We start from the raw sequence: 25,702 nt of genomic DNA on the forward strand, positions 1-25,702 counted from the left end.
TGGCCGAAATTCTCCTCAGACTATTATACTCAATCGTTTTTCCCTTCGGTTGAACGATTGAATAATAGGTTGCGTGAGTCAACGCTAACCAATCATCTTCACGCTTCCGCGTTCGATTCTTGGGCGTGGCTGCAATCGGCCGCTACAAATTCCGCCTCGTACGCAAATGGTCGCCATCGTTCGCCTAGGCGGACGAGCTCTATCCTACGGATATTATTGTAGCCATGTACCGTCCACTTTATTGTGGACATATCGTACGAGCAGACTCGATGTCCCGCGGTCGAGCCATATACATTATTTAAACAAAGGAGGGTATTATGAAAAACAAAAATAAATTCTTGATTATTATCTTGGTCTTGGCTTTGCTTTTTGCCACTAGCTGTAAGAAGGAAAAGCCCGGAGAAGATTCAGCGGCCAAGGACAATAAAAAAGAAAGCACAGCAGAAGATTCAAAAGATGTTGAAGATGAAGATGATGAAGACTCGGAGGAAGGCAAGTCTGACGAGAAAAAATCTGACAAGAAGAAAGCGAACAAGAAGAAATCAGATAAAAAATCTGACAAAAAATCTGACAAGAAATCTGCCAAGTCAAAAGCCAAGAAGGATTTGACTTATGTTGAGGGTGGCGAAGTTGGTTCTATGTCTTCATACGTCGAGGACAGGGAAGTTTGGACGGACTTTTCTAGCGAGGCCCACAAGGACCTTGCAAAGAGGGTTCAGCTGGGCGTTCACCTGCCGAGAATTCTCTTGGATTCTGCGGATGCGGATGAGGCAAATGCTGAGATCGAAGAGCTGGCAGATAGCCTCATTGCAATTTACCAAGACCACAAGGATGAGGTCGAGGATGCTGAAATTGGTATTTACGCTAGCTTTTCCACTTATCAAGACGAAAATGTACTTAGCATCATGATTAGGATTTATGATTTTTGGAATTCGGATGCTCCATTCTATAGGGCCTATAATTTTTCCCTGCCAGACGGAGAGCTTATCGGTGATAAGGACCTGATGAATGCTTTTGGCGTGGACGGTGACGATATTTTGACCATGGTCGAAGACTCACTCATAGCAGACCGTAATCTGACGGCTGCCACCTACTATAGCGACGTCAATGATTACACTTTTATCTATAATCCAAACAATTATGTTGGCAAGATTTTTGAGGATATCTGGGATAATTTTGATTCTTTGGATAATCAAATTTATATTGATACAGCTGGCAGGCCGCAATTTATTTTTACTCAGTATTTGGTTGTAAATATGGTCCCTTGCCCACTGACCTTAGAGCTCAAGGCGAATACCTTTGCCAAGGACCCAATTTCCACCGAGTATTTGCGGATGGCAAGACGGCTTGGCATCGACCCTTACGATGATAAGTACAAGGCCTTTATAATTTATCTGGGCGCGGCCTATGACGAGCCGAGTTTGGAGGAGGCTCTTAGAAAACTTCAAGCTTGGTCAGATGTTTTTATGGATTCCAATGACCCGTCCATGCTAATAGCCATGGATTCTGACGAATACGACAATGTTTTTATAAATGGCCAGGAATGTTATTTGGTCATTCCAAAATACAGGAATGCATCTGTTTCAATCAAGGAATTAGAAATAACTGAGGGCGGCGAATTGGAAGAGGCTGACAATTATTACTTAGACCAAGCTTCTTGCGCCGGACCGACCTTTATCTGCCAAAACATTAGCGAAGTCGCTCCAAATGCAAAGATTACCATCAGGTACAGGGACGATATCTTTGAATTTACGCCAAGCATTAGCTTAAAAGACGGCAGCTTGGTTTTGCCAGACGAAGTTATAGACGCAGAAGATGTTTGGAATTGGGAGGATATGACTTTTGAGCAAGGTTATTCGACCCAAATGTATGAAATAATTGACTCACTCATACCTAAGGGTTAGAGATTAATAAAAGGAGTAGAAAAAACAAAATTTCTGTAACGTCCGATTGCAGCCACGCCCAAGAGACGAGCCTCGAAATTTCCATGTAGGGGCGATCCTTTATGGTCGCCAAGAAATTTCGAAAAGGCGAAGTCGATTGGCTGCAATAAATCAAAGAAAAAACAAATTATAAAAAACAGGAGGATAAAAAGATGAAAAAAACATTAGCATTATTATTAGCAATCGCCATGATTTTCACATTGGCAGCCTGCGGTAAAAAACCTGCAGAAGATAAGACAAGCGACAAAGCAGAAAAGAAAACAGAACAGAAAGCGAAGGTAGCGGAGCCCATTAAGGTTTCTGGCGAGGACATATCTACGACTCCAGAAGGCGTCGAAGAGCTTAGTGAAGAAAAACTAAAAGAAATATATGAATACTTTGATGAGAACTATGAAGAAACGGTGGGTATGACCTATGCAGAAGTAGAAAAGAAAATTGGCGTGCCAGGTGCCTACTTTGTAGACTTTGATGAAGAAGACGAAAATGGAAACCCTACAAAAACTATTTTTTGGTTTTCACCAGATCATTTCCTTTATGTAGTCTTTGTTGCTGACAAGGATAATCCTGATGAATTTGGCCTTGACATAGCTGGAGCCCTGCCAAAGAATATTGATGAATATGAAGAAGGTTTAGAAGAAGACACAACAGAAAGCGGAGAAGAAGAAACAACATCTGAAAGTGACGGAGAAGTGATAGCAGAATTATCACCTGATACAGGCATGGTAGAGGTTACAAACGGTGATCCAGATAAAAGTCCTGGGGATACATGGGAGCTTAGCGAAGAATATCTCGAAGAAGTAGCTAAGTACTTTGATGAGAACTATGAAGAAACATTGGGGATGACCTATGAAGAAGTCAGAGACTATATTGGCATGCCAGGTACTAATTATCCGGACTATGATGAAATGGATCCCGAAGACGGAGTCCTGGCAAAATATGTTTTCTGGTATTCACCAGACCATGCCTTTGTAGCAATGTTTACTGCTGACGCAGAATATCCAGATGAATTTGAACTTGAAAATACTGCATACTATGAACAAGTTAAATAAAAAATAATATTTTTTGGGAATTATACGGATATATTTGTAGCCATGTGTAGAGGTGATCCTTGCACACGAGGCGGTGGCCGAAATAAATCGGCCGCTACAAATTCCGCCTCGTATGCAAATGGTCGCCAAAAAATTGACTTGTTGCCCAAGAAGGAAAAATCCAGCGAAGCGTGTAGGGTCAACTTTATGTGGACCGAATTTTTCCTGATTGGCTGCAACAATCTGAGGAAAATTCCGACCATCTCAAACGCGACGACTAAATGTCCCGTGGTGGAGGCATATAAAAATAAGGAGGATAAAAAAATGAAAAAAAGATTATCAATATTATTAGTACTTGCACTAGCACTTACAATAGTCGCATGTAAGGGCGGCCCAGCTGCAAATGGCACAGGCATGATCGAAGTTAAGGGACAAGACGAATCAACTCCACCAAAAAACATCAAATTAGTTAGTGACGATAAAATTCAGGAAGTTAAGACTTACCTACAAGAACACGAAGATGAGGCAGAGTCAATGACTTACGCTGAGCTAGAAGAGTTATTTGGCGCGCAAGGCGCAGATTTCATAGATCTTGATGAAACTGCTAGCGAGAGCGGAAATAAAGTAAAATATATTTACTGGTACTCAGAAAATGATAACTTTTTAGGCATATTCATCGCTACACCAAATGAGCCTGATAAGTTTATACTTAATATATACTCTACAAAAAAGGATATGGAGAATAATTAATTCTATAGTAAATCTACATGAAGAGGGCTAATATATGGAGAATGTAAAGGTGAGAAAAATGAAAAAAAGATTGGCATTATTATTAGCAATCGCAATGATTTTCTCCTTGGCAGCATGCGGTAAGAAACCTGCAGAAGAAAAGGCAGACAAGCCAAGCCAAAAGATAGAAAATAAAGCTGACACAGAAAAGAAAGAAGAAAAGAAGGAAGAAGGATACAAGGCAATAGGCATGGTAGACGTTCACGGTGAAGGCATATTTACAACTCCAGAAGGCATCGAAGAGCTCAGCGAAGAAAGATTAAAAGAAATATATGAATATTTTGATAAAAATATGGAAGAAACACAAGGCATGACCTATGAAGAAGTAGAAGAATACATTGGCACGCCAGGTGCTCACTTTGTAGACCATGATGAAGAAAATGAAAATGGGGAGCTTACAAAAAGTATTTTTTGGTATTCACCAGACCACTTCCTTTCTATGGTGTTTACTGCTGACAAGGATAGTCCTGATGACTTTGGCCTCACAGAGACTTGGGCCATGCCAAAGGCCATTGACGAAGATGAAGTAGACCCACAATCAGAAAGTGAAGAAAAACCGACAGTAGCATATTCAGATGAGACAGGCATGGTGGAGGTTCACGGCAAAGATATGCTCAAACGTCCAGATGGGATCGAAATACTCTCACAAGAAAAAATGCAAGAAGTGGTTGACTATTTCTCCAAAAACAACAGCGACTTAGCAGATGCAACTTACGCAGAAATCGAAAGCCATTTTGGTGTAGCCGGGGCCCACTTTGTAGACTTTGATGAAGTCGATGGCGATGATATCACAAAATATGTCATGTGGTATTCAGAGGAGAACAGCATGGCCGTCAGCTTTATTGGCAAAAAAGATTCACCTGATGACCTCAAGATCCTTATGTGGTCAAGCTCACTAGCACCTAGTGAACAATAAAAAGCTCTGGGGAAAATATTAAATTTTTTAAAATCATCCTTTTGGGTGATTTAATAAAGCGAAAGGCAAGTTATAATATAAATAGAAACAAAGAGAAAAGAATTTTTCTAACGGATATTTTGTAGCCATGTAGTATCCACTTGCAGCCACGCCCAAGAGACGAGCCTCGAAATTTCCATGTAGAGGCGATCCTTGCAGCCCTGCCCAAGAGAGCGAGTGTAAGCGAAGCTCGATTGGTATGCAGCGACTCACGCAACTTGTTGTCCAATCGTTCGACCGCAGGGAAAAACGATTGGGTACAACAATCTGAGGAGAATGGTCGCCAGGAAATTTCGAAAAGGCGAAGTCGATTGGCAAGCGTTGACTCACGCAACCTCTTGTTCAATCGTTAGACCGAAGGGAAAAACGATTGAGGACAAGAGTCTGAGGAGAATCGTGGACATTCGGCGAATGAGATTGCCCCTTGTGGGCATGAACATTCGTCGTAAAAACAAATAGATTACGGATATTTTTAAGAACGATGTAACGGCGATCCTGAAATGGTCGCCATAAAAAATTGGGGGCTCGATGCCCCCGATTTTTTGTTTTGCGTGATGTATTTTATTGGTAAAATATATTTGTTTTTTATAAATATGTATTCATTTCATAAATGGCTTTGCCGTTTGTAGGGGCGACTTTATGTGGCCCGAAAAATATCGATTACACCTTTGGTGTATGAGATATTTTTAATAATATAATCACAATGTAATTTTATGGATGAATATAATTATAATATGTATGTATTTCAGAACGTAGGTAGCGTCCACTTTATTGTGGACATCTCGAACGCGGAGACTCGATGTCCCGCGGGCGAGGTTTATTAAACGGATGTGTTTAATAAATATTTATTTGTTTTTTATGTGATGTGGCTTTTGTGGTGCTCCTAAAGGGGAATTTGACACCCCCACGACTATTTCGCGCTAAATTTTGTAAAAAGACTTGTTTCGAAATTTTTTGTGAATTTCGATGTACAGAAGTACACCTCATTCACAAAATTTCTGTACTGCGCCTTTTTCCTAAAATTTTCCTGTGAAATAGCGTTGTTGTTTGTATTCCGACTTTATCCGCACCACAACAAAAAACACTCACATGGAGATTGCTTTATTTGGTGCTCCTAAAGGGGAATTTGACACCCCCACGACTATTTCACGTTAAATTTTGTAAAAAGACTTGTTTCGAAATTTTTTGTGAATTTCGATGTACAGAAGTACACCTCATTCACAAAATTTCTGTACTGCGCCTTTTTCCTAAAATTTTCCTGTGAAATAGCGTTGTTGTTTGTATTCCGACTTTATCCGCACCACAACAAAAAACACTCACATGGAGATTGCTTTATTTGGTGCTCCTAAAGGGGAATTTGACACCCCCACGACTATTTCACGTTAAATTTTGTAAAAAGACTTGTTTCGAAATTTTTTGTGAATTTCGATGTACAGAAGTACACCTCATTCACAAAATTTCTGTACTGCGCCTTTTTCCTAAAATTTTCCTGTGAAATAGCGTTGTTGTTTGTGTCCCCTTTATCCGCACCACAACAAAAAAACACCCTTTCGGGTGTTTTCGTTGTGGTGCGGATAAAGGGATTTGAACCCCCACGATCTAGGATCACATGGCCCTCAACCATGCGCGTCTGCCAGTTCCGCCACATCCGCATATTTTTGTTACATATTTCTCGCCTATTTGGCCAAAGCTTGTGACTTAGCCTTGTTAATAGGGTATAAGAAAGTAGGTGGTATTCTTGATACCGTTATTTATTATACACTATTTAAAATTTTTTGTAAAGGGGTTTTTGATATTATGCTGAAAAATATAGACAAAGTTTGCGAATACTTCAAGGCTCAGGAGAAGGCTCTTGATAATTTACGGATGGGGGTTGAGTTTGAGCACTTGCTTTTGGACTCTCAAGCTAATGCGCGTTCATATTATGATGCAGGTGGATCAAGGGACCTCTTTTTAGCTATGATTGACAAGGGTTGGAAGGGGAATTTCGAAGGTGAATTTGTTCTTTCAATCAAAAAGGACGGCCTGATTATTTCAACTGAGCCGGGCGGCCAGCTGGAATTTTCAACTGACCCTCTGGAAAATCCTTGCGAAGTCAAGTCGGAGCTCTTTAAATTTTACAGGGACGCAATCGATGCCCTAGAGCCTTTTGATTCTCATATTTACACTTTGGGTTTCCAACCTCTAAGCGATGTTGACGATATAAAAATTTTGCCCAAGGAGCGTTACTATGCCATGTATAATTATTTTAAAACTGCTGGTAGCATGGGCAAGTTTATGATGAAGGGGACGGCCAGCGTCCAAGTGTCTTTGGATTTCCTGAACGAAAAGGACTACGGCCGCAAATATGCCTTGGCCAACAAGCTTTCAAATATTTTGTATATTTTATTTGACAATGTGGCATTTAAAGGCGGCAGGCCAATCGATGTTTACGCCTTTAGGTCCATGGTTTGGAACAATACTGACCGCAAACGCTGTGGAACTTTTGAAGCGGCTTTTCGTCCTGATTTTAAATACGAGGACTACGCCAAATTTCTCTTGAGCAACGATGCAATTTTTACACTCAAGGACGGCGTTTTTCATGCCTTCGATGGGACTATTGACCAGGCCATGACGGGTGCGTCAAAGAAGGAGATGGAGCACCTGATGACCATGATTTTCCCAGACGTGCGGACCAAACGCTTTATAGAAATTCGTCAGCTGGATTCCATTCCTTACCCTTACAATCTGGGGGCTGTTGCACTTTTAAACTCAATCTTCTATAATAATGACAATATGGATAGGGTTTACAATTTGATTGGCGATTTGACTTTCAAGGAAAGCGAACGGGCCCGCCTTGAAATGTATGAAAAAGGGACCAAGACGAAGATGATGGGTAAGACCATGGAGGCTTGGGGCGTGGATATTTTATCGGCCCTGGACATCAAGGACTGCTTTAAGCCTTATATAGAAAAAATTGTACCCCTCATGGAGGGTAACACCCTTCGTAGGCAGCAGATTGACAGGTGGAAGACCTACGCAACTTGCGACTATGCGATTGAGATTTGTAAAATGAATTTGGAGGATATTGATGTATAGCGACAAAAAAATTGATGAGTATATTGAATTTGTAAAAAATGGCGACTATGTAGAGGACTTTAAGCGCTTGCAAGACTTGGCCTTGAAAAATGACGTGACCTATGACGGCAAGATCGTTCCTTTTACTTATCAGCCGCTTTTGGTGTCCAAACGCGACAATGATGCCTTTAAATTTATAGTTACTAGGACCAACGAGATCATCCGCAAGATTACTGAAAAATACTTGCACGACGAAAAATTCCGGGCGCTTTTTGGCTTTTCAAAAGAGCTGGAAGAGCTGATCCTCCACGATCCTCTCTACGAAGTGCCAGTTGCTATTGGTAGGTACGATGTGTTTTTTAATTCTCTAAGCGACTTTAAATTCTGCGAGATAAATACTGACGGGTCATCAGCCATGAGCGAGGACTCAGGATTGGCAGAAATTTTTGAAGAGTCCAAAATCTTCAAGGACTTAAATTGGAATTTAAAATCTTTTGAGCTCTATGATTCATGGGCCCAAAAGTCCTTGGACATCTACGATATGGCGAGGGGCAGTCACCAGGGAATTACAGTTGCCATCGTGGACTTCAAGGGCTCAGGCACGCCAAAGGACTTTGTGAAATTTAAAGAAGCCTACGAAAAAGCAGGCCTTAAAGCCATAATCGCCGACATGGAAGACTTGGTTTACGACGCAAATGAAAATGCCCTTACTTTTGACGGGCAAAAAATCGACATGGTTTACAGACGGGCTGTAACCAGCGAAATCATGGAAAAATATAATGATTCAAAGGCCTTTATCGACGCTTATTTAAACGACGCCTTTATTTCAATCGGGTCCTTTAGGTCGCAGATCGCCCACAACAAGACCTTCTTTGAAGTCCTCCACCGCGAGGATGTCAAAGACGACATGGACATCGAAGACGTCATGTTTATAGAAGAGCACATTCCTTTTACAGCCAAGTTTGAAGGCGACGATGAATTTTTCGAAGAGATTGTCAGGGACAGGGCAAAGTATATCTTTAAGCCAAATGACCTGCGCGGGGCCCGGGGAGTTTTTGTGGGCAGCGAATACTCTGAAGACGAATTTAGGGAAAAGGCAAAAGAAGTTTATAATAAGGACTTTATCTACCAAGAATATGTAGAGAAAAAATTTGTGAAATTTATTGAGCTGGACGAAAATGATGAGTGGCATGTGGTTGAACGGGCCAATATGCTGGGACTTTTCTCCTACAACGAAGCCTTCAAGGGCATCTACGGCCGCTTTGGCATAGATAACATTATAGGATCGGCCAGGGAGTACATCGCAGCACCAGCTTTTAAATACGAATAGGAGCATTTTATGGAAAAGAACGAAGGAGCAAGGGTCAGAAATATCGTAAAGTCTTACGGGACTGGCAATAGTAAAATCTATGCCAACAATGATATTTCTTTTGATATAAAGAAGGGCGAGCTAACGGTTATAGTTGGCCCATCGGGTGCCGGCAAGTCGACCATTTTAAATATTTTGGGCGGCATGGACAGGCCGGACTCTGGGCAAATTATTGTGGATGGCGAAGACATTTCCCAGGCCACAGACGCTGAACTCACCAATTACAGGAGGTACAAGATTGGTTTTGTCTTCCAATTTTACAACCTCATCAACAACTTAACAGCCAAGGAAAATGTGGAACTGGCCAGCCAAATTGTAGAAAATTCTATTCCTGCAGAGGAAATTTTGGCCCAAGTTGGTTTGGACAAGCGGATGGATAACTTTCCTTCGCAACTTTCTGGCGGCGAGCAGCAACGCTGTTCAATCGCTAGGGCCTTGGCAAAACGCCCGTCAATTTTACTTTGCGACGAGCCAACTGGAGCACTCGATTATCACACGGGCAAGCAAATTTTAAAGCTCCTCCAAGACACGGCCAGAAAGACCAATACAACTGTTGTAATTATCACCCACAATACCGCCATTACCCCAATAGCCGACAAGGTTATAGAGATTTGGGATGCCAAAGTGAGGAACATTTACGAGAACGAAAATCCCGTAGATATTGAAACGATTGAATGGTGATTTTATGAAGAAAAAAGCACTCTTAAAAGATATGTTAAGAGAGATCAAGAAAACACGCACCAGATTTTTATCCATAACAGCAATGATTATGGTGGGCGTGTTTGTTTTGGTGGGATTAAAAGTTACGGGCCCGGCCATGAGGGACAATGCGACCATGCACGCCGAAAGGCAAAATATGTATGACTTGACAATAGTGGGACCGGTGGGCATTGACGACGAGGACATAAGGCTCATTGAGGGGGTTGACGGAATTAAGGATTTATATGCCGGTTACTCGGTTGACCTCAATTGGCCCGATGAAAAAATAAATATCAAACTAGAGTCGCTGAGCAATGACATTTCTGTGCCTGAAGTTATCGAAGGCCGCCTACCTGAAAAGACAGGCGAAATTTTAATTGAGGCAGTAAACACCTTTGACCATATAAAGATTGGCGATAAAATTCAGTTTGCCAAGGAAGTTGACAAGTTCAAGGAAGACGACGATCCCGATTCCCTCAAAACTTATACTTACACGGTCGTGGGCAAGGCCATCTCGACCGACTACATTATGCAAGGGCTCAAGGGCGTTAGCTTTAAGTCGGGGACCAGCATAGGGACCATCGGCTATGTGCTGGAAGAAAATTTTAACGAAGCAGACTACAGTTTTGTAAAATTAAGGCTGGAGGAAATCGCTGGGAAAAATCCAGAATCCTCAGCCTATATTAATCACGCTCGTGAAAAGAAATCTGAAATCAAAGACCTGCTTGCACCGCGGTCTGCTATAAAATTCCAAGAGCTCAAGGATAAAAATCTCAAAAAAATCCGTGATGGCGAGGCCGATATCAAGGACGCCAAGGACCAGATTGCAGATGCCGAAAAGAAATTCAACGACGCCGAGAAAAAATTGGCAGATGCCAAAATAAAATTGGACGACGGGCAAAAGAAGATTGCCCAAGGCAAGAGAGATTTGGCCAAGGGCGAGGCCGATGCTAGAAAAGAAATGGCAGACGCTCAGGCTAAGATCGACGACGGCAAAATCCAATTGGCCGATGCCAAAAAGGAATTGGCCGACCACGAGGCCGACTACAATGATGGATTAAAAAAATACAAGGACGGCCTCAAAAAATACGAAGACGGGGTCAAAGAACTCGACGACAACGAAAGAAAAATAAAGCGCGGCCTTAGAGAAGTTGAAAACGGCAAGGCTCAAGCAAGTATGGGGCTCAGCCAGGCCCAAGCGGCTCTTGGTCAAATCGATGCGGGCATTGGCCAAATCGAAGGAGCTATCAGCCAACTGAGTGCAATTCCCCAAGGGGCACCCGGCTATGAGGAAGCCCAAGGGCAAATCGCAGGACTTCAAGGGCAAAAGCAGGCTCTGATTAGTCAGAGGGCCCAAGCAGAAGCGGGCATGGCATCTGCCAGCGCAGGTTTATCTGAAGCCCAACAAGCTGAGACCGATTTAAAAAATAAATTAAAATTGATAAATGAAGCTAGGGAAAAGCTTCCTGAAGAAAAGAAAAAACTCGACGACGCCAAAAAAGAATTGGACGAGGGCAAGGAAAAGCTCGACGACGCCAAAGATCGTTTGGCCAGAGAAGAAAAGAAATTACTGGACGGCGAGGCCGAATTAAAAGACGCCGAGGCCAAGCTCACACGCGAAATCAAAAAGGGCAATGACAAGATTGCCGACGCCATTATCCAGTACAACGAAGGCAACCGCGAGTACATTGAGGGCAAGGCCGAGTACGACGAAAAGCTGGCCGACTTTAACAAGAAAAAGAAGGACGCCCTGGTTGACATTGCCGACGGCGAAAAGAAAATCGCCGACGCCAAGGAGATCATCAGGAATTTAAACGAGCCACACTTTGCGGTTCAAACCAGGAGGGACAACGACGCCCTTTACTTTATGTACGAATCTGCAACAAATTTGGACTATGTTTCCTGGATTTTCCCCGTATTTTTCTTCTTCATTGCAGTCCTAGTTTCGGTTGCAACCATGACGCGGATGATTGAAGAGGACAGGATCGACATCGGAACTTACAAGGCCCTGGGCTATGGCAAGATGGATATCTACCAAAAATATATTTTGTATGGGCTCATTTCAAGTTTGATCGGCGGCATCATAGGCGCCTCGCTAGGGTCGACCTTACTTTTAAAGGCAATCTACAAGGCCTACAGCGCCTCCTTCGTCATTAAAAAATTGCAAATCACCCCTTCCATTGGCATAAATATTACGGCCATCATGGTTGGAGTTTTGGCAAATGTGCTTACTATAATCTTGGTTATCAAGAGGACTCTGAAGGAAAATGCAGCAAGCTTACTAAGACCAAAGGCTCCAAAGAAGGCCAAGAAGATTTTGATAGAAAAAATTCCATTTATTTGGAATCGTTTGAGCTTCCTAAACAAGGTAACTCTTAGAAATGTTTTCCGCTACAAGTCTAGAATGTTTATGACCATCTTTGGCGTGGCTGGCTGTACGGGATTAATTTTCCTGGGCTTCTCACTCAAGGAAGCCATTGGCGGTATGGACAAGCACCAATTCGAAGACGTCTACACCTACCAAGTCACGATTACGACCGACAAATCTTTACCAAAAGACGGCCTTGATGACCTGAAAAAGTTTTTGGACTCTGACGATGTCGAGGCCTATACCAAGATGCACATGGACCAACTTCTCTTGGAAGCCGAAGAAGGCAAGGACCAACAAGTTCAAATCATGGTTCCAGAAAATCCATCCGACTTCGCCAACTTCGTTCACTTGAAGAGGGAAATTTATTTGAAGAAGCCAGTCGAATTGAATTTAGACCGGCCGCTTATGAGTCGAAAATTGCAAAATTATTTGACTGACGGCAAGCTGACCTTGCAGGATTCAAATCTGCAAGACTTCCAAGTGGCTGTTGATCCGGCAGACTGGTTTGACTTCTACATTGGCCACGCCATAGTCATGACCAAAGCCGACTACGAAAAATTCTTTGGCCAGGACTTCGAGGCAAATGCTTACGCAGTAAAATTAAAGGACCCAAAGGCCTCAGCGAAAGCAATCGAAGGCCTCCGCGATAATACATCGATTCTCACCATCACCAACTTCGACGACCACCTAAAGATCATCGAAGACTGGATGGGATCGATCAGGATAATCACTGTGGTCATCCTGCTTTGCGCGGCAGCCCTGGCCTTTGTCGTCTTGTACAATCTAACCAATATCAATATCAGCGAAAGGATGAGAGAGCTCTCAACCGTAAAAGTTTTGGGCTTTAACTCCAAAGAGCTAACCAATTATGTTTATAAGGAAACAATTATGCTTTCAGTCCTAGGAATCCTGGTCGGATTCTTGGTCGGCTGGGGCATGCTTGGTGTCGTCAGCGAAATCCTAAGCCCCGACGACATACAGATGAATTTACTGCTCACTTATAAGCCGTACTTGTTCTCAGCCATAATTACCATGGTCTTTGTATTTTTGATTAGGAGAATTGTGGTAAGGCAGTTGAGGGAGATTGATATGGTGGAGTCCCTCAAATCCTACGAATAATTTTTCGTACTATTTCGCGTTAAATCCGCGACATTCTTGCATCTAAATTTACCCCACTCCTCGATGTGCACTCGAGCACACCTGCGTCGGGGATAAATTTGCTGCTTCGAATCTCATCGGATTTTCCGGCGAAAATAGTTACGAAAAATGTCATATTTCGCGTTAAATTTGCGGTTAAAATTGCGGCTTTTTGCAGTGTTCGACTTTTTCGTCACTGCGGCGTAGGCTCTACTACGCCTCATTCCTAAAAAGTCTCAAGCTACAAAAATCCATCAATTTTTCCTCGCAAATTTAGAGAAATAAAAAAGCAAAGAGAAAATAAAAACTAAAAAATAACGCGAAGCGTTGGTAGCGGCCACTTTATTGTGGCCATTTCGGCCACGGGGTTCGATGCCCCGTGGTCGAGGGAATATATATGTGTAAAAGGGCTCAAAAATTTTTGGGCTCTTTTTTCGTGCCTGGTTTTCTTATATTTCTACCTTGTGCTATAATGGGGGTGGAGGGATGAATGGGAACTTTTGATATTATTATTGCCTTGATTGTTGGGGCGGTATTAATTTTTTATATGGTGTCGGGCTTGGCCAAGGGATATTTGGTTCAGATGACATGGATTTTGGCGATTTATTTTTTGGTCAGGGTTTTTGTGGGCTTGGAGGACTTGGAGATTTTAAATAGGATTGATAAGTTTGTGGCCTTTGTTATGATGATTTTGTGGATTCAAAAATATAAGTACTTAAAGGAGGGGTCAGATGAGGATTGAGATTGAAAATATTGGCAAGATTAGGCGGGCGGATGTAGATTTATCGACGGTGGCGGTTTTGGCTGGGGAAAATAACTCCGGCAAATCGACGGTGGGCAAGGTTTTGTATTCCATTGCCAGGGCTATGGACGAGTGCGCGGACTTAGGAGTTAAGCTCAGCGAAGACTTTGACGAGGTCCTCCGTTTTGAGGCGGACAAGGGGTCCGTTAGGATATCGGGGGACATGGTTTGCGATTTAAAAGTTAATAGCGACGGCAAAATCGAAAGCAAAAATTTTTCCAAGGGAGATTTTAACTTTATTTATATTGACGATCCAAATATTTTAGATTTTAAGGTGGGAGCTCCTTATTTGCCGGAGGTTTTAAATTCCAGGCGGATGGATTTACTTAATATGCTGGCCAATAAAAATGGCCAGGGCTTTGCTAGTGAGAGAATAAATGCTCTTGTGGATGGGGACTTGATTATAAAGGGCAATCAGTTTTTCTACAGCAAAAATGAGGGCCTGTCCATGCACAACACCTCGTCAGGCCTCAAGATGTTTTTGATTTTAAAGACCCTTCTTGCCAATGGCTGGGTGGGCAACAAGTCAGTTCTGATTTTTGACGAGCCCGAAGTCCATTTGCATCCCGAGTGGCAGCTGGTCTTTGCCAAGACCTGCATTGACTTGGTGAAAAAATATCAGGCCAGGATTTTACTAAACACCCACAGCCCGTATTTGGTCGAGGCCTTTGAGGTTTATTCTGCCAAGGAAAAATTAAATGCCAAATTTTATCTGACCGAAAACTCCGAGGATTTTGCAGACATTGTCGACGTGACCAAGGATATCGATTTAATTTACAAGGGCCTGGCCGAGCCTTTTTCTAAGTTGGAAGCTGAGGCCTATGAATAAGTTATTCGAGAAAAATTTAAGGACCCTCAAGGACATTTCAATCGACAACCACGATCCGGCTAATCCCGAATACATGACCGAGTCAGACGAGATGGCCGTGGACTTTGACCGGGTAAAGGAAGATTATGTAGGCGAAAAAGATCTCTATTATCATCCCAAGTCTGCGGACGCTCTTGTAGACCGTGACGGAAAGCTCACTATGATCGAGTTTAAAAACGGGACTGTCGATAGGGACTTGGTCCGTGACATCAGGGAAAAAATGCTGACCTCGGCACTAATTTATTCGGACATTACTGGCAGAGACTTGGAATTTATTAGGTCGACCATGGATTTTATTCTCGTTTACAATTACGACAAAAATCCCTTTAAGGCCAACAAGGTTTCCAATTCCTTTTACAAGGACCAATTGAAGCGGGGGATTTTTAAAAAGGCCAAGCTCCGCTACAGGCAATTTGGCCTGGACCAGTACGAGGGCTTTGTCTATAAAAATGTTTACACCTATTCTATGAGAGACTTTCGCCAGGAATTTACAGGCGACAACAATAAATCAGATGATTAATAACACCAAAAAAGCAAGAGATTTTTCTCTTGCTTTTTTAATGGGATGAAATTGTATGAATATAAAGAGGAAAAATTCGAGCCAAGAAAACAAAATTTTTTGTCCGAAATAAATCGGACGCTACAGAAATTTTGTTTTCTTGGACAAGAGGTTGCGTGAGTCAACGCTTGCCAATCAAATTCGCCTTTTCGAAATTTCTTGGCGACCATAAAGGATCGCCTCTACAGGAAATTTCGAGGCTCGTCTCTTGGGCGTGGCTGCAACCACGGCCGCTACACGAATTTTTTATAATTTATTTTCTTACATAGGTTACGTATTTAAAATGCAGGCCGATGTCTTCCATAATCTCTGATTCTTCGGCGATGACAAAGCCATGGTCTTCGGGGTCGCCTATGCCTGTGTCGGCATCAAAGGTTTCAAAGACCCGGGTCATCAGAATCTTACTGATGTCCGGATAGAGCATCTTGGTTAAACTTGCCCCGCCCACAAAATATCCCTTGGGGTCATTCATGAGTTCCTTTTTAAACTCGTCGAAGTCGTGGATGACCTTGTCGGCCTTGGGAACCTCGCCCCGTGACAAAACGATTATCCGCCTGCCTTTGAGTGGCCCCATATCGTCAAAGGTCTTCCGCCCGCAATATAAATTTTTCCCCATGGTAATTTTCTTGTAGCGGGCCAGGTCTTTTGGTATGTGAAAGAGCATGGTCCCGTCCTTGCCAATATTAAAATTGCCGTCGCAGGCCATTATCAGAGTTATTTGCTTTGAAAGCCCACTATTATGTCCATGTTCCATTTGCCCTTGTCCTCCTTATTTAAAATTTCCACTGCTTGATTTTTGATATCTTCTTTTGAATGCAAGTCGTCTTCGTTAATGGCCAGGGTTACATAATTTTCATTGTCCATAATGAGATCATAGACGCCCGTCACTCCGTCGATATTTTTCAAAAGCCTCTTAATATGGAGGAGCTTAGTATCTTGGATGAGGGGCTCAACGTGGACGACCAGGTCGATGTTTGCGGTCTGCCTCAAATTGGCAGTGATCATTTCAATTTCGTTGTGGACCTCCTTGACCGTGAGATTGGGGTCGACTTCCACGTCTGCAGTCGCGATGACCTTGCCCATGGACTGTCTGTCTACATAAATATCGTGAACGTTCTTAATTAAACCTGACTCGTTTAAAGCATGGACAATCGTATCTATGTCACTGGCCATTGGACTTGGCCCAACAAGCGGCGTGACCGTATCCTTCAAAGTTTCAAAAGCTTGGTAGAGGATAAGGATTGAAATCAAAATCCCTAGGCTTGCGTCCAGCCATTCGTGGCCGGCAAAGAAAAATGATGAGACCAATATAAATGATGAGATAATTATATCCATGAGGGCGTCTTGGCGGTTGGCCACAAAAATTGTCGCCCCGTGTTTCTTGTATTCGATATGATTGAGATAGACAAAGCCTGCCTTCAATACGATTGATAAAATCAAAAAGGCCCTGCCAATCGCATCCACATCAGGCGTCCGCGGATGGATCAAAACCTTGACCGAGGATATAAAAAATTGAATGCCCACAACAGCCGTAAAAATTGCAATCACAAAGCCTGCAATGTATTCAGCCCGGGCGTGGCCGTAAGGGTGGTCCTTGTCGATGGGCTTTTTGGATAATTTAATTCCAATATAAGTGACAACGCCTGTTATCGAGTCGCAGGCGTTGTTAATTCCGTCAGTAAAAAGAGAAATGGACTGGCTAATGAGCCCTAAGATAATTTTTGGAATGGCGATAATCAGGTTCATGATGATCCCGATTAGGCCGACTTTTTCTCCGCTATTATTCATGATGATCTTCCTTTATATTTTCGTCATCGTCAGGTCCGTAATCGCGGGCGTAAGTGTCCGGCAGATAATATCTTACGTGGTCTGAGTAATAAATAAAACTCGATATTGTAAAGGCACTAATAATGAGGGACAAAACATTTGAAAGAAAATCCAAGCCCAAGCCTGCGTAGACCTTGGCTGGGTCTGGAATAATTTTCATAAGATTTTCATAAGTTAAGTTTAAGATAGTGTTTAGGAAAACTATAAAGAGAATTTTCTTCCAGAAGTTTTTGTTCTTAAAGGTATCTGTTAATCTGTCCCAAGCGTCTCCCATCTTGAGCCTGGTGTCGTCCATAATGGAGATGAAGAAGACCTGAACAAAAAAGAGAATTGCTGCCAGGCCAAAGGCCAGAATGATTGTTCCAAGGGTTCCAATGGCTGATAGCAAAAAGAATGCAATCACCATATAGATGGTGAGCATTATAAAGGCCAAAATTGAAGCCCCTAATATTTTTCCCAAGCCCTTCAAGAATAATTTAGACTTGTTTGCCCAAGCGTCAAAGTCCTTGGCCTTTAGGAAAAATAAAAATATAAAATATGCTTGGATGACCATATTGGCCAGGTCCGTCCACATGGAAGCATTTGAGGTCCTGATCCTCAGATAGGACTCCAAATTTTCTGGCACATAGTGAGCCGCCAAGTTGCCATGGATAATATAGGGAATAAGGGGAAGGACCGTCATGAGGATTGCCAAAATCAGGGTCGCGACCGCCATCTTATTCCACAAAAATTCTCCACTGGCTGTAAGTAATTGGAAGGAAGAGCAATCTTCCTCCCTGTTTATTGCGTTTAAATCTTTTAAATCTTCGTAATAATTTTTTTTATACATTTATACTCCTAGATTACAAAATCTCCGTTCTTGAAGATTTGATGTTCTTTGCCGTCCTTGTCGATGCCGACGATTGGTAAAGTCTCGTCGCCAATCATAAAGTCGTCGTGGATTTGTGAATCATTGATGCCGTGAGCTTTAAGCTCTTGGTCGTCCATGTCGACTCCGCCTTCCACGCAAGTTGGATATGCAGCGCCCAGTGCTAGGTGGCAGGAGGCGTTTTCGTCAAAGAGTGTGTTGTAGAAAATGAGACCTGAAGTGTTGATTGGGCTCTTGACACTTACTAGTGCAACTTCACCCAGCCTGCAAGCACCTTCGTCGCGGCTGATTAATTCCTTCAATTGGTCTTCGCCTTTTTTGGCGCCAACTTCAACTGCCTTGCCGCCTTCAAAACGAATCCAGAAATCTTCGACCAGGGTTCCGCTCAAATTAAGAGGCTTGGTTGCGTAAACAATGCCTTCAGCTACTCTATTGTTTGGAGCTGTAAAAATTTCTTCGGTTGGAAGGTTAGGTAGGAAGCGATAACCCCTGTCGTCTTTTGATTCGGCGCCCACCCAGATGTGATTTTCTGGGAGTCCAATCCTAAAGTCAGTTCCGCGGTCGGTCTTATAATGTAATTCCTTTAATTGCAAGTTGTTTAGGACCTCGCCCCTCTTTGCCAGCTTGTCCAAGTGTTCTTCCCAAGCTGCAACAGGATCTTCGTGGTCCAGTCTAACAGTTTTAAAAATTTCTGTCTTTAATCTTTCAAAGGCTTCGTCTTCGTTCAGGTCTGGGAAAACATTTTTGGCCCAGGCCTTGGTTGGGTAGCCCACAACTGTCCATGAGTTGATGTCGTTCATGGTGTATTTCATGGCAGGCTTCATGACCTTTGATGAAGCGCGATTTCTAATTTGCAGGCGCTTTGGATCGATGCCTTTAAATAAATCTGGGTCAGATCCTGTAATGGAAATAAAAGCGACTCCGTCTTTGATGTAGTCCATGCGTTCGTCCAGCTTGTATTCGCCAAAGTGGGCCAGCCTTTCTTCGCTCATGCCCTCCATATTTAATCTGGATAAAACTTCGTCATTTATATTTACCTTTACCTCAGCGGCCCCACATTCGTAGGCCATCTTTGTGAGCTCTCTGGCAAAGGGCAGGTTTTCTGTGTTGGCGTTGATCCAGATGATTGGATTTTCGCGTTTTTGTACGGCTAGGGCCTCTTTGATAATTAATTCTGCATATTTTTTGTCGTTCATAATCAATCTCCTTTTATTTTTTATTTTTGTTTTTATTTTTATCGTCAGGGGTCTTTTGAATTAAAGGTTTGGTCTTTAGAGTTGTCTTTGACGGCTTTTTCATCTCTTCGTATTCGTCCTCGTCATCAAAGTCTTCATCGTCCAAGTCCATATCCATATCCATATCCAAATCAATTTCCTCGACCTCAACATCGTCGATCTCTATATCGATGTCCTCGATGTCAATGTCCTCGATGTCGTCAAGGTCGTCGATGTCTTCGATGCCCGACATCTTCATGAGCTTGGAGATTTCCTCTTCGTCATCTTCGCTGTCGGCCAAGTCAAAGTCCTCTTCCATAGAAAACTTAATGAGGGACAAGCAAGTATCAGGTCTAAACTTGCCCTTCTTGATGTGGGCCTTGCCTTCTTTGACTTCCTCTTCGGTCGGGATTGCGCCTTTTTCATCGGCAAAAGGATCTCCAGGCACAGGAATTTCCAAGCCGTAAACTGCAAAGAGATAATTTAATATATCCCGGTCATAGATTTCATTTAAAATCAAAAACTTGTAAATCAGATGTTCATTGGTGTTTTCCATGTGAAAATTGCAGGCATTTAAAAGTTCAAAAAACACTTCAAAGCTGGGCTCAATTTCATAGGTCATGGTTAGAGTTTGACCATGATCCCAAGGCCACTTGCGTTTAGGATTTAAAAATTTAAGTAAAGTGTCAGCCTTGTCGTGGGCAATAATCTTGGATTTTGATTTCAAAACCTTTCTAATTACAGCCTTGTAATCAATGAGCATTTCCCTTTCGGCCTTGTCTTCGATTTCCTCTGGGTAGAGCTCTGTTGCCAGTTCGTTGGCCATCTTAAAGTATTCAAAGTTATTTATATAGTCAATCTTATCCATAAAAAACCTCCTGTGATTCAAAGATTTGCACATATAATCATAAATAATACATACCCAATATCTTCTATTAATAATAGGCGTAGAGAAAATTAAAAGGCAAATGCAATTTTTATTTGAAAATTTGCAAGTGAGAAATTTCAAAAAAATATTCCAATTTGAAAATCAAAAGTCGCGTCCGCAAAAAGGCAAAAAAATTTTAGGATTTTCATTTCAAAAATCCTTGCCTTTCAAAGTCAAAAAAATATTACGAATTTTATTTCAAAAGCACGCGACCTCAAAAACTAAAAAAAATTTATGATTTGCATTTCAAAAGTGGGCGTATAGAGAAAGATTATCATTTACATTTTTATTTGACAATTGTTTGGCTTTTTGATACAATTGGGTATACATTGAAGGGGCAAGTAAATAGTTTTTTAGGGATTTACATATTTTTTCCGAAATTTTTTATCTACATATTCGAAGGCGAGGCTTTTTGGATATGTAGATTTTTTATTGTTTTTATGAGGGAACTCACAAATATATATTTTAAGGAGGAGCTATGCTTTTAAAATTAGAAAATATTAGTGCAAGTATCGAGGACAAGGAGATTTTAAAGGGCATTAATCTGGATGTTAAGCCTGGCGAAGTCCACGTTGTAATGGGCCCTAACGGGTCCGGCAAGTCCACACTTGCAAATGTTATTATGAATACAGGTGGCTACACCGTTACAAATGGTAAAATTATTTTTAAAGGGGAAGATGTTACAGAAGAAGGCCCAGAAAAACGCGGTCGCATGGGCATGTTTATGTCCTATCAAAATCCAGTTGACATCCCTGGTGTTACACTCGAAAATTTTATCAGGGCAAGCATGAAGGCCCGCGACAAGGAAGTTGGATTTTTTGAACTTCGCGACAAGATGGACGCCGTCATGGAAGAGCTCCACATGGATCCTTCTTACAAGGACAGGTATGTAAACGTTGGTTTTTCTGGCGGTGAAAAGAAAAAATCTGAAATCTTACAACTCTTGATGCTAGAACCAGAACTCGCCATCCTTGATGAAACTGACTCAGGCCTCGACGTCGATGCCATTGATGTGGTCGGCCGCGGCATTGAAAAGTTTAGGGAAAGAGACAACTCCAGCCTGATTGTAATCACCCACCACCACGAAATCCTTCGCCACGTTTACAGCGATTATGTCCACGTAATTATGGACGGCAAGCTGGTCAAGACTGGCACAGAAGATTTGATGCAAAGAATTGATGCAGAAGGCTTTGGTTTTTTGAGGGGATAATATGACACAAAGAAAAAGAACGCAAGTTGATGATATAGAAAGAGGGGTCTACGATACCATTTCCGACGTCAAGTTTAGAAAAAAACTCGACAATGGTCTGACTTATGATATCGTAAGGGCCATCTCAAAGGAAAAAAACGAACCTGAGTGGATGCTGGACCTCCGGTTAAAGGCTGTAGATATTTTCTACAAGCTGGAAAATCCTGTTTGGGGTCCGGACTTGAGCGAAGTAGACTTGGATAACATCTCCACCTACATCAGCCCTGATGCAGATATGGAAGACAATTGGGAAGCGGTTCCTGATGAAATCAAATCCATGTTTGACAAGTTGGGGATACCTGAAGCTGAAAAGAAATCATTGCTTTCTGGGGTTGGCGCTCAATTTGACTCAGAGGTCGTCTACCACAATGTACAAAAAGAATTAACCGACCAAGGCGTTATATTTTTGGACTTCGACACAGCCGTCCAAGAACACGAGGACTTGGTTAGAAAATATTTCCAAAAGGCAATCCCAGCCGGCCTTCACAAGTACGCCGCCCTCCACTATGCAGTTTGGTCAGGGGGGACCTTTGTCTACGTGCCAAAGGGAGTCAAGGTTGACGTGCCCCTGCAAACTTATTATCGTTTGAATGCACCAGGCGCTGGCCAATTTGAACACACCATGATTATCGTGGACGAGGGAGCCTCATGCAGATTTATCGAAGGCTGTTCTGCTCCTAAGTACAATGTTTTAAATATTCACGCGGGATCTGTTGAACTCTTTGTCGAAGAAGGGGCTCACTTGAACTTCACTTCAATTGAAAACTGGTCCAGGAATATGTATAACCTAAACACCAAGAGGGCAGTTGTCGAAAAGAACGGCCACATCGAATGGGTGGGCGGATCTTTTGGTTCAAAAGTTTCCATGCTCTATCCGGGATCAATTTTAAACGGCGAAAACGCAATTTCAGACAATCTGACATTAAACTTTGCAGGCAGCGGACAAATTATTGAATCGGGCGTGCAAATTTTCCACAACGCGCCAAACACCATGAGTAATGTCGACTCAAGATCCATTTCAAAATCAGGCGGCATTTCAGTCTTTAGGTCTACGGTTCAGTTTGCCAAAAACGCCCACGGATCAAAGTCAGCCGCATCTTGTGAATCGCTCATGCTGGACAACGAATCCAGGGCCGACACCATTCCAGTAATTATAAACTCTTGTCCAGACGCTGTGGCCGGCCACGAAGCCGCCATCGGCAAGGTCGACCAAGAGGTCCTCGACTACATGATGAGCAGGGGCCTGGGAGAAGTCGAAGCCAAGTCCATGATCGTTCGCGGATTTGCTGAGCCAATCTCCAGAGAACTTCCACTCGAATACGCTGTTGAGATGAACAATTTAATCAATCTGGAACTAGAAGGAACTGTAGGTTAGGTGATAGTATGCAAGTAAATAAAATTTCATTTCCAACATATAAACATTTAAAGGTTAATCACACGGAAATTAGAGACGCCGAAATTCTAAAGGGTTTTGACCTCCTCTACGCTAGTGATTTAAATCCAATAGAAGTACAAGACAAAGAAATCAAAAGACAAGTTCAAAATACCGACGGCTGGGCCATTGAGGGCGACCACTTTATCGTCCTTGAAGGCGGTCAAGTGCAAAATGGAATCATCTTTACAGGCCAAGACAAGCAAGCCCAAAGGCTCAAGATCGAGCTGCAAAAAAACGCAAAGGCCAAACTCTTTTTCCTCTACGATTTAAAGGGGGGAGACCTGCTAGCTGACGTGGAATTTATTGTAAACGAAGGGGCCGAGCTTGAAATGGGCATGATTTTCTTGGAAGGCCACCACATTTATTACAATATCCATTCGCATTTGAAAGAAAAAAATGCCAAGATGCACATGGAGGCAGCTTACTATGCAGGCGACGGATCGAATTACGATATGAATTTGGAAGTCATCCACGACTCCAAGGAAACCGAAAGTTTACTAAACATGAACGGGGTCCTGGACGATGGGGCATCCAAGCTTTACAAATACAATATCGATTTTCCAAAGGGCTGTTACGGGTCCAAGGGCGAAGAAATTGAAACGGTTATTGCCGTTGGCGACGATTTTAAAAACGTAACTGTGCCAATACTTTTGGTTGGCGAAGACTCAATCGAGGCCGCCCACGGGGCAACCCTCAAGCAGCCTGACGAAAGGACAATCGACTATATCAGCTCACGGGGAATCGACAGGGATACGGCCACACTTATGGTAGTGGAAGGCCACTTCCAACCAGCCATGGACATGATGGATAAGGACACCAAGGACCTGGCCATGAAGAGGCTGGAAGAAATTATAAGGGGAAGATAAAATGCTAGACGCCAAACAAATCAAAAAAGATTTTCCAATCCTGACCGAGGGCGCCCACTATTTGGACTCGGCTGCGACAACTCAAAAGCCGCAGGCAGTCTTGGATGCAGTCATGGATTACTACAAGTCTGCAAATGCAAACCCCCACAGGTCGGCCCATAAATTTGGCCAAGCGGCGACTGATTCTTACGAAAATGCCCGGGCCACTGTAGCAAAATTTATAAATGCAAAATCCGAAAGGGAAATCGTCTTTACCAAAAATGCAACTGAATCTTTAAACATCCTCTCCAATTATTTTATGAGGACCCTTAAAGATGGCGACGAAATCTTAATTACAATCGCCGAACACCACGCCAACTTTGTCAACTGGCAAGAAGTGGCAAAGGCGACTGGAGCAAAGCTCGTCATCGGATATTTAAATGACAAAAGAGAGTTGGACATAGACGAATTTTTATCAAAAGTAAACGCCAAGACCAAGGTCGTTTCCTTCCAAGAGGCGTCAAATGTCACAGGCTATATTACAGATGCCAAAAAATTGATCAAGGAAATTCGTGCAAAATCTGACGCCACGATTATCGTTGACGGGTCCCAATCCGTCCCCCACAAGAAAACCGATGTGGTCGATATGGACTGCGACTTCTTGGCTTTCTCCGGCCACAAGATGCTAGCCCCAATGGGCATCGGCGTTTTGTACGGCAAGGAAGAAAAGCTAAATGAACTTAGTCCCCTCCTTTACGGGGGCGATATGATTGAATATGTCTACGAGACCCACGCGACTTACCTGGATGCGCCAGCCCGTTTTGAAGCAGGCACGCAAAATGTAGGTGCAGCTGTGGGATTGGCAGCGGCCATAGATTATTTAAATGCCATCGGCATGGACCAAGTCCACGCTTACGAAGACCACTTGGCTGAAATCGCTTATGCGAAATTATCTGCCATTGACGGCGTGCAAATGTACACGGCCGACTCCAAGGACAGGCTTGCAGTTATGTCTTTTAATATTGCAGACGCCCACCCCCACGACATAGCGACGATCTTAGACACCAGGGGAGTCATGGTAAGAAGCGGCCACCACTGCGCCCAACCTTTGCACAGGTACTTGGGCAGGCCATTTTCTGCCCGTGCATCATTTTATATTTACAACACAGAAGACGAAATCGACAAACTAGTCGAGGCCATAGAATATGTAAAGGAGGTTTTAAAAATTGGATCTAGATAGAATATACACAGATTTAATCTTGGAGGCCTCCACATCCAAGAAAAACCAAAGGGAAATTGAAAATCCCGATGTGGAAGAGCTGGGCCACAACCCATCATGCGGCGACGAAATTACAATCGTGGTCAAATTTGACGGCGACAAAATTGCAGACGCCTCCTATCATGGGGAAGGCTGCGCCATATCAAAAGCCTCCACATCCTTTATGATCGACACAATCAAAGGACAGACGATCGAAGAGGCCAAGGTCATTATCCAAAGCTATTTGGATATGATCAGGGGGGAAAAGCTCACGGCCGATCAAATGAAAAGCCTAAAGGACGCCAGAGTACTGGAGAATATTAAAAATATGCCGGCCAGAGTAAAGTGTGCGACATTATCCTGGCACACCATGCAAAATATCTTGGCTGATAAGTAAGGATTACAGATAGAAATATTTTGCGAGAATAAAATACGCACAAGCAATTTTTTAGATAAAATAAAATTTAAGAAGAGGCCCCGGCCTCTTTTTTGTTTGTAATA

21 protein-coding genes and 1 tRNA gene are annotated in these 25,702 nt (G+C 42.8%); 16 read left to right on the forward strand and 6 right to left on the reverse strand.

All coding sequences use genetic code 11. The annotated features are described in order from the left end of the window. Positions 1 to 317: 317 nt before the first annotated feature. From AC6FXG_RS08160 to AC6FXG_RS08175, 4 genes are all read left to right on the forward strand, one after another. Positions 318 to 1,904, forward strand: a complete 1,587-nt coding sequence (locus AC6FXG_RS08160) for a hypothetical protein (protein ID WP_500572290.1) — start codon at positions 318 to 320, stop codon at positions 1,902 to 1,904. Between the two features lie 191 nt (positions 1,905 to 2,095). Next, the gene (locus tag AC6FXG_RS08165; protein ID WP_500572291.1) at positions 2,096 to 2,992 is read left to right on the forward strand and encodes an LptM family lipoprotein; all 897 of its coding nucleotides are present in this window, start codon (positions 2,096 to 2,098) and stop codon (positions 2,990 to 2,992) included. A gap of 303 nt (positions 2,993 to 3,295) precedes the next feature. Beyond that, on the forward strand, positions 3,296 to 3,721 hold the full coding sequence (locus AC6FXG_RS08170; protein ID WP_500572292.1) for a hypothetical protein: 426 nt from the start codon (positions 3,296 to 3,298) through the stop codon (positions 3,719 to 3,721). Positions 3,722 to 3,779: 58 nt separating this feature from the next. Then, on the forward strand, positions 3,780 to 4,676 hold the full coding sequence (locus AC6FXG_RS08175; protein WP_500572293.1) for an LptM family lipoprotein: 897 nt from the start codon (positions 3,780 to 3,782) through the stop codon (positions 4,674 to 4,676). Positions 4,677 to 6,281: 1,605 nt separating this feature from the next. On the opposite strand, the gene AC6FXG_RS08180 is transcribed toward AC6FXG_RS08175, so the two are convergent. Then, positions 6,282 to 6,367: transfer RNA gene (locus AC6FXG_RS08180), tRNA-Leu, on the reverse strand. Positions 6,368 to 6,512: 145 nt separating this feature from the next. On the opposite strand from AC6FXG_RS08180, the gene AC6FXG_RS08185 reads away from it, so the two are divergent. The 7 genes from AC6FXG_RS08185 (at position 6,513) to AC6FXG_RS08215 (ending at position 15,538) form a co-directional block, all read left to right on the forward strand. Beyond that, a complete protein-coding gene (locus AC6FXG_RS08185) occupies positions 6,513 to 7,793 on the forward strand; it encodes a glutamate-cysteine ligase family protein (RefSeq protein WP_500572294.1) in 1,281 nt (426 codons plus the stop codon). Further along, positions 7,786 to 9,102, forward strand: a complete 1,317-nt coding sequence (locus tag AC6FXG_RS08190) for a hypothetical protein (RefSeq protein WP_500572295.1) — start codon at positions 7,786 to 7,788, stop codon at positions 9,100 to 9,102. Before AC6FXG_RS08185 ends, AC6FXG_RS08190 begins: the two co-directional genes overlap by 8 nt. A gap of 9 nt (positions 9,103 to 9,111) precedes the next feature. Next, complete coding sequence (locus AC6FXG_RS08195) at positions 9,112 to 9,822, forward strand: ABC transporter ATP-binding protein (protein WP_500572296.1); 711 nt, start codon at positions 9,112 to 9,114, stop codon at positions 9,820 to 9,822. A gap of 4 nt (positions 9,823 to 9,826) precedes the next feature. Beyond that, positions 9,827 to 13,330, forward strand: a complete 3,504-nt coding sequence (locus tag AC6FXG_RS08200) for an FtsX-like permease family protein (protein WP_500572297.1) — start codon at positions 9,827 to 9,829, stop codon at positions 13,328 to 13,330. 508 nt (positions 13,331 to 13,838) lie between these two features. Continuing rightward, a complete protein-coding gene (locus AC6FXG_RS08205) occupies positions 13,839 to 14,090 on the forward strand; it encodes a hypothetical protein (RefSeq protein WP_500572298.1) in 252 nt (83 codons plus the stop codon). Then, positions 14,080 to 14,979 (forward strand): AAA family ATPase, encoded by a 900-nt coding sequence (locus AC6FXG_RS08210; RefSeq protein WP_500572299.1) that lies wholly within the window; start codon positions 14,080 to 14,082, stop codon positions 14,977 to 14,979. The genes AC6FXG_RS08205 and AC6FXG_RS08210 overlap by 11 nt, the downstream gene beginning before the upstream one ends. Next, on the forward strand, positions 14,972 to 15,538 hold the full coding sequence (locus tag AC6FXG_RS08215) for a hypothetical protein (RefSeq protein WP_500572300.1): 567 nt from the start codon (positions 14,972 to 14,974) through the stop codon (positions 15,536 to 15,538). The genes AC6FXG_RS08210 and AC6FXG_RS08215 overlap by 8 nt, the downstream gene beginning before the upstream one ends. Positions 15,539 to 15,830: 292 nt before the next feature. On the opposite strand, the gene AC6FXG_RS08220 is transcribed toward AC6FXG_RS08215, so the two are convergent. Genes AC6FXG_RS08220 through AC6FXG_RS08240 form a run of 5 tightly spaced genes read right to left on the reverse strand, consistent with a single transcriptional unit; the run spans position 15,831 to position 20,354 of the window. Further along, positions 15,831 to 16,331, reverse strand: coding sequence for a dihydrofolate reductase (locus AC6FXG_RS08220; protein WP_500572301.1), 501 nt, complete (start codon positions 16,329 to 16,331; stop codon positions 15,831 to 15,833). Then, on the reverse strand, positions 16,292 to 17,365 hold the full coding sequence (locus AC6FXG_RS08225; RefSeq protein ID WP_500572302.1) for a cation diffusion facilitator family transporter: 1,074 nt from the start codon (positions 17,363 to 17,365) through the stop codon (positions 16,292 to 16,294). Before AC6FXG_RS08225 ends, AC6FXG_RS08220 begins: the two co-directional genes overlap by 40 nt. After that, positions 17,358 to 18,233 carry a hypothetical protein gene (locus AC6FXG_RS08230; RefSeq protein ID WP_500572303.1) on the reverse strand — a complete coding sequence of 292 codons (876 nt, stop codon included), beginning with the start codon at positions 18,231 to 18,233 and terminating at the stop codon, positions 17,358 to 17,360. The genes AC6FXG_RS08225 and AC6FXG_RS08230 overlap by 8 nt, the downstream gene beginning before the upstream one ends. 8 nt (positions 18,234 to 18,241) lie before the next feature. Next, a complete protein-coding gene (locus AC6FXG_RS08235) occupies positions 18,242 to 19,468 on the reverse strand; it encodes an aminopeptidase (RefSeq protein WP_500572304.1) in 1,227 nt (408 codons plus the stop codon). 13 nt (positions 19,469 to 19,481) lie between these two features. After that, positions 19,482 to 20,354: a hypothetical protein gene (locus AC6FXG_RS08240; RefSeq protein ID WP_500572305.1), complete on the reverse strand. Its 873-nt coding sequence runs from the start codon at positions 20,352 to 20,354 to the stop codon at positions 19,482 to 19,484. Positions 20,355 to 20,892: 538 nt separating this feature from the next. On the opposite strand from AC6FXG_RS08240, the gene sufC reads away from it, so the two are divergent. The 5 genes from sufC to sufU are packed head-to-tail and all read left to right on the forward strand — an operon-like array spanning position 20,893 to position 25,598. Continuing rightward, entirely contained in the window at positions 20,893 to 21,624 is a 732-nt protein-coding gene (gene sufC, locus AC6FXG_RS08245; RefSeq protein ID WP_500572306.1) for a Fe-S cluster assembly ATPase SufC, read from the forward strand. Between the two features lies 1 nt (position 21,625). Further along, complete coding sequence (sufB, locus tag AC6FXG_RS08250; protein WP_500572307.1) at positions 21,626 to 23,038, forward strand: Fe-S cluster assembly protein SufB; 1,413 nt, start codon at positions 21,626 to 21,628, stop codon at positions 23,036 to 23,038. Between the two features lie 8 nt (positions 23,039 to 23,046). Next, positions 23,047 to 23,964 (forward strand): SufB/SufD family protein, encoded by a 918-nt coding sequence (locus AC6FXG_RS08255; protein WP_500572308.1) that lies wholly within the window; start codon positions 23,047 to 23,049, stop codon positions 23,962 to 23,964. A 1-nt stretch (position 23,965) separates the two neighbouring features. Further along, positions 23,966 to 25,183, forward strand: coding sequence for an aminotransferase class V-fold PLP-dependent enzyme (locus tag AC6FXG_RS08260; RefSeq protein WP_500572309.1), 1,218 nt, complete (start codon positions 23,966 to 23,968; stop codon positions 25,181 to 25,183). Continuing rightward, complete coding sequence (gene sufU / locus AC6FXG_RS08265) at positions 25,170 to 25,598, forward strand: Fe-S cluster assembly sulfur transfer protein SufU (RefSeq protein WP_500572310.1); 429 nt, start codon at positions 25,170 to 25,172, stop codon at positions 25,596 to 25,598. Before AC6FXG_RS08260 ends, sufU begins: the two co-directional genes overlap by 14 nt. Positions 25,599 to 25,702 lie beyond the last annotated feature (104 nt).

The sequence above is a fragment of the Ezakiella massiliensis genome (assembly GCF_059862345.1).

What these genes read in the sequence shown, in the direction of transcription:
- AC6FXG_RS08260 (WP_500572309.1), top strand. Translation starts at nt 23,966, where the DNA reads ATGCTAGACGCCAAACAAATCAAAAAAGATTTTCCAATCCTGACCGAG.
- AC6FXG_RS08230 (WP_500572303.1), bottom strand. Translation starts at nt 18,233, where the DNA reads ATGTATAAAAAAAATTATTACGAAGATTTAAAAGATTTAAACGCAATA.
- AC6FXG_RS08200 (WP_500572297.1), top strand. Translation starts at nt 9,827, where the DNA reads ATGAAGAAAAAAGCACTCTTAAAAGATATGTTAAGAGAGATCAAGAAA.
- AC6FXG_RS08190 (WP_500572295.1), top strand. Translation starts at nt 7,786, where the DNA reads ATGTATAGCGACAAAAAAATTGATGAGTATATTGAATTTGTAAAAAAT.
- sufC (WP_500572306.1), top strand. Translation starts at nt 20,893, where the DNA reads ATGCTTTTAAAATTAGAAAATATTAGTGCAAGTATCGAGGACAAGGAG.
- AC6FXG_RS08235 (WP_500572304.1), bottom strand. Translation starts at nt 19,468, where the DNA reads ATGAACGACAAAAAATATGCAGAATTAATTATCAAAGAGGCCCTAGCC.
- AC6FXG_RS08255 (WP_500572308.1), top strand. Translation starts at nt 23,047, where the DNA reads ATGCAAGTAAATAAAATTTCATTTCCAACATATAAACATTTAAAGGTT.
- AC6FXG_RS08220 (WP_500572301.1), bottom strand. Translation starts at nt 16,331, where the DNA reads ATGGAACATGGACATAATAGTGGGCTTTCAAAGCAAATAACTCTGATA.
- AC6FXG_RS08195 (WP_500572296.1), top strand. Translation starts at nt 9,112, where the DNA reads ATGGAAAAGAACGAAGGAGCAAGGGTCAGAAATATCGTAAAGTCTTAC.
- AC6FXG_RS08170 (WP_500572292.1), top strand. Translation starts at nt 3,296, where the DNA reads ATGAAAAAAAGATTATCAATATTATTAGTACTTGCACTAGCACTTACA.
- AC6FXG_RS08225 (WP_500572302.1), bottom strand. Translation starts at nt 17,365, where the DNA reads ATGAATAATAGCGGAGAAAAAGTCGGCCTAATCGGGATCATCATGAAC.
- AC6FXG_RS08185 (WP_500572294.1), top strand. Translation starts at nt 6,513, where the DNA reads ATGCTGAAAAATATAGACAAAGTTTGCGAATACTTCAAGGCTCAGGAG.
- AC6FXG_RS08215 (WP_500572300.1), top strand. Translation starts at nt 14,972, where the DNA reads ATGAATAAGTTATTCGAGAAAAATTTAAGGACCCTCAAGGACATTTCA.
- sufB (WP_500572307.1), top strand. Translation starts at nt 21,626, where the DNA reads ATGACACAAAGAAAAAGAACGCAAGTTGATGATATAGAAAGAGGGGTC.
- AC6FXG_RS08175 (WP_500572293.1), top strand. Translation starts at nt 3,780, where the DNA reads ATGAAAAAAAGATTGGCATTATTATTAGCAATCGCAATGATTTTCTCC.
- AC6FXG_RS08205 (WP_500572298.1), top strand. Translation starts at nt 13,839, where the DNA reads ATGGGAACTTTTGATATTATTATTGCCTTGATTGTTGGGGCGGTATTA.
- AC6FXG_RS08210 (WP_500572299.1), top strand. Translation starts at nt 14,080, where the DNA reads ATGAGGATTGAGATTGAAAATATTGGCAAGATTAGGCGGGCGGATGTA.
- AC6FXG_RS08240 (WP_500572305.1), bottom strand. Translation starts at nt 20,354, where the DNA reads ATGGATAAGATTGACTATATAAATAACTTTGAATACTTTAAGATGGCC.
- AC6FXG_RS08160 (WP_500572290.1), top strand. Translation starts at nt 318, where the DNA reads ATGAAAAACAAAAATAAATTCTTGATTATTATCTTGGTCTTGGCTTTG.
- AC6FXG_RS08165 (WP_500572291.1), top strand. Translation starts at nt 2,096, where the DNA reads ATGAAAAAAACATTAGCATTATTATTAGCAATCGCCATGATTTTCACA.